We start from the raw sequence: 3,742 nt of genomic DNA, 5'->3' as shown, positions 1-3,742 counted from the left end.
CACATGTGGTTCGGCGACCTGGTCACCATGGTGTGGTGGGACGACCTGTGGCTGAAGGAGTCCTTCGCGGACTTCATGGGCACCTTCGGCAGCGTGGGCGCGACCCGCTTCAAGGACGCCTGGACGACGTTCGCCAACCGCCGCAAGGCGTGGGCCTACCGCGCGGACCAGCTCCCCTCCACGCACCCCATCACCGCCGACATCCGCGACCTCCAGGACGCCAAGCTCAACTTCGACGGCATCACCTACGCCAAGGGCGCCTCCGTCCTCAAGCAGCTGGTGGCGTACGTCGGGCAGGACGCCTTCCTGGAGGGTGCCCGGCGCTACTTCAAGCGGCACGCCTACGGCAACACCCGCCTGGGCGACCTGCTTTCGGTGCTCGCGGAGACCAGCGGCCGGGACATGACGGCGTGGGCGGCGGCCTGGCTGCAGACGGCCGGGGTCAACTCCCTTACTCCACAGGTGCTGTTGGACGACGAGGGCCGGATCGACGAGCTGGCCGTGCTCCAGGAGGCCCCCGAGTCCCACCCCGAGCTGCGCCCGCACCGGGTGAGGGTGGGCCTGTACCGCCTGGGCGAGTCCGGCGCGCTGGAGCGGTACCGGAGCGTCGAGGTGGACGTCGAGGGCCCGCGCACGGTGCTGCCCGAGCTGGCCGGAGCCGAGGCTCCCGACCTCGTCCTGGTCAACGACGACGATCTCACCTACTGCAAGATCCGTTTCGACGAGACCTCGCTCGCCACCCTCCGCGACCACCTCGGTGACCTGGCCGACCCCCTTGCCCGCGCCCTGTGCTGGTCGGCGCTGTGGAACATGACGCGGGACGGCCTGCTGCCCGCGCGGGAGTTCGTCGCGCTGGTGCTGCGGTTCGCGGGCCGGGAGTCCGACATCGGCGTGCTCCAGATGCTGCACGCCTGGGCCGGCACGGCCCTGGAGCGCTACGCCGCCCCCGAGTGGCGGGTCGCGGGCGGCGAGCTACTGGCGCAGGGCGCGCTGAAGGAGCTGCGGTCGGCCGAGCCGGGCAGCGAGGCGCAGTTGGCCTGGGCACGCTTCTTCGCCTCGGTCGCGACCGGCACGGCCGACCTCGCCCTGCTGAAGGACCTGCTGGACGGCACCGAGACGGTCGAAGGTCTCACCGTGGACCAGGAGCTGCGCTGGGCGTTCCTGGAGCCGCTCGCCGCGCACGGGGTGGCCGACGAGGAGGTGCTCGCGGCCGAGCTGGCCCGCGACGACACCGCGTCGGGCAAGCGGCATCAGGTGCGCTGCCTGGCCGCGCGGCCCTCGGCGGCGGTCAAGGCGCAGGCGTGGGCGCAGGTCGTCGAGTCGGACGCGCTGTCCAACGCGCTGGTGGAGGCGACCCTTTCGGGCTTCGGCCGGCCGGGCCAGCGGGAGCTGACGGCGCCGTACGCGGAGAAGTACTTCGCGGTGCTGGAGCGGGTGTGGCGGGAGCGGTCGATCCAGATCGCCATGCACATCGTCAACGGGCTGTTCCCGGCCCACCAGGACCGCCCGGAGACGCTGGCGGCGACGGACGCGTGGCTCGCGGAGCACGCGGACGCGGCCCCCGCGCTGCGCCGGCTGGTGCTGGAGGCGCGGGACGACCTGGCGCGGGCACTGCGCGCACAGGAGTGCGACACCAACGCCTGACCGTTGGCCTGAGCTTTGGCGCCCGGTGACCGTTACGGAATCCGGGCACGGCGGCCCGTAACCCCTGGTCCCCCCTCGATCGGACCAGGGGTTTTCGCCGCCTACTCGGCATCCGAACACCCGTCCTTTAATACCGTGTTGTCCGCATTTCTCGACGGGTGTGTAACAGCGGTTACGGGTGGGCCGGGAGTAGGGCATTCCAGAGCCATGACGCACGACACCCCGCTCTCCCCCCGCCCGCTCCGCCACCTCACCGAGGTCCACCGCCGGGTCCTGACCGCCGCCCAGTTGCGCACCCACGGGGTGACGACGGCCGAGCTGAACGAGCGGTGCCGGGCCGACGGTCCCTGGCGGCTGCTGCTGCCCAACGTGGTCCTGCTGCACTCCGGGCCACCCACGAGCGAGGAGCGCCTGCACGGCGCCCTGCTGTACGCCTCGCGCGAGTCCGTGCCCGGAGTGCCCGCCCAGCCCGGCGCGGGCGACCCGCACCGGGGGGCCTACGCCGAGGCGATGCTCACCGGCCTGGCCGCCCTCGCTCTGCACGGCCTGCCGTCCGCGCCCCCGCTGCCCGACCTGGAGCGGATCGACGTCCTGGTCCCGAGGCTGCGCCGGCTGCGCTCGACCGGGTACGTACGGGTGGTGCGCACCCCCGACCTCCCGGTGGCGCGCCCCGTCGCCGGCCTGCCGGTGGCGCCGGTGGCGCGTGCGGTGGCGGACGCGGTGGCCCACCTGACGGACGCGGACACGGTACGGCGGCTGCTGACCGAGGCGGTGCGCGACGGCCACTGCGATCCGGCCGCGCTGGTACGGGAGTTGACCGTGGCCAGGCTGATGGGCCGGCCCCACGTGGTGGACGCGGTGGACTCGCTGGTGGCCGAGGGCCGCGCGGTGGCCGAGGACCGGCTGTACCGGATGGTCACCGGGTACGGGCTGCCCGACCCGGTGTGGAACGTGGACCTGCGCCTCCCGGGCGGCCCCCACCTGGGCGGCGTGGACGCCTACTGGCCCGAGCAGGCGGTCGCCGTCGAGCTGGACACCCGCGCCCCACGCCAGGACGAGGACGCGACCTGGTCGGAGTACGCCCGCAAGCGGGAGCACCTGGAGCGGCTCGGCATCACGGTCGTCCACATCACCCCGAAGAAGCTGAGGGACTCGGCGGAGCAGCAGGCCGCGGTGGTCCGTACGGCCCTGATGGCCGCCGGCGACCGCGACCCGGCCGCGTACGTGGTGGTGCTGCCCCGCTAGTTCCGCTCGTCCCGCTCAGCGGGTCCCGACCGGCGGGCCGGGGTCCAGGCGGCCGGTGGGTGGGCGGTCACGCCACAGGCGCAGGGCGGTGTCGACCAGGGAGACACGGGTCAGGCCGGGCACCGCGTCGAGGTCGTGCCAGGCGGCGAGGTCGGTGGAACCGCCCACCTCGTAGCGGAGTTCGCCGCCGGTGATGTGCGCCGCGTACAGCAGCCGTATGCCGTGGTGGTCGACGGCGCGGCCGGGGAAGCGGCCGGGGAGCACCGCCCGGTTGGTGTGCACGCCGAGCAGGTCGGTGACCTCCACCCGGTAGCCGGTCTCCTCGGCCACCTCCCGGCGCACGGTGTCGTACGGGTCCTCGCCGAACTCGGCGCCGCCGCCCGGCAGTACCCATTCGTAGCCGCCTTCCCGCGCGGGCGAGCGGGCGAGCAGGAGCTGTCCGTCGCGGACACACACGGCGTAGGCCGCCACCCTCAACTTGCGTCTCATGACGGGACGTTAGCGCGGCCGCTGCGGGAACCGAGTGAATTCGGGCTTATTCGGTCCCCAACCGCACACATCGCATCGCGGGTTTTCCCCATACATGGATCTCGATTCGGTCAACGAACCCCAAAATCCGGTCGCTTGGGAAAAGCTGCGCTGGTCCGGCACAGGACCTCGCGGACAACCCTCACCGACTAAGGGATGCGATGACCCACTCCCCCGACCGTGACCCGATACCCGGCCCGAGACGCCTGGCGCGCCTGACGCTGGCCGCCGGTGTGGTCGCCGCCCTCTGTGCGGCCGGCCCCGTGCCCATGGCGCTGGCCGCAGACGCGCCGCCCGCCCAGGCTGCCGACCCCGGCCTCAAGCC

At 73.1% G+C, this 3,742-nt stretch carries 3 protein-coding genes; 2 read left to right on the top strand and 1 reads right to left on the bottom strand.

The genetic code is table 11. From position 1 onward, the window contains the following. Both pepN and GT030_RS19880 read left to right on the top strand, forming a co-directional pair. On the top strand, positions 1-1,644 hold a 1,644-nt coding region (gene pepN, locus GT030_RS19885; RefSeq protein WP_161202263.1), incomplete at its 5' end, for an aminopeptidase N. Positions 1,645-1,851: 207 nt separating this feature from the next. After that, positions 1,852-2,889 carry a hypothetical protein gene (locus tag GT030_RS19880; protein WP_161202262.1) on the top strand — a complete coding sequence of 346 codons (1,038 nt, stop codon included), beginning with the start codon at positions 1,852-1,854 and terminating at the stop codon, positions 2,887-2,889. A gap of 15 nt (positions 2,890-2,904) precedes the next feature. Here the strand turns inward: GT030_RS19880 and GT030_RS19875 are convergent, their stop codons facing one another. Then, on the bottom strand, positions 2,905-3,378 hold the full coding sequence (locus GT030_RS19875) for an NUDIX hydrolase (RefSeq protein WP_202460311.1): 474 nt from the start codon (positions 3,376-3,378) through the stop codon (positions 2,905-2,907). Positions 3,379-3,742: the final 364 nt, after the last annotated feature.

The sequence above is a fragment of the Streptomyces sp. SID1328 genome (assembly GCF_009865595.1).
GTDB classification, from domain to species: Bacteria; Actinomycetota; Actinomycetes; order Streptomycetales; family Streptomycetaceae; genus Streptomyces; species Streptomyces griseoluteus.
Note: the sequence above shows the minus strand (reverse complement) of the source record. Positions and strands in the feature narration are given on the sequence as shown.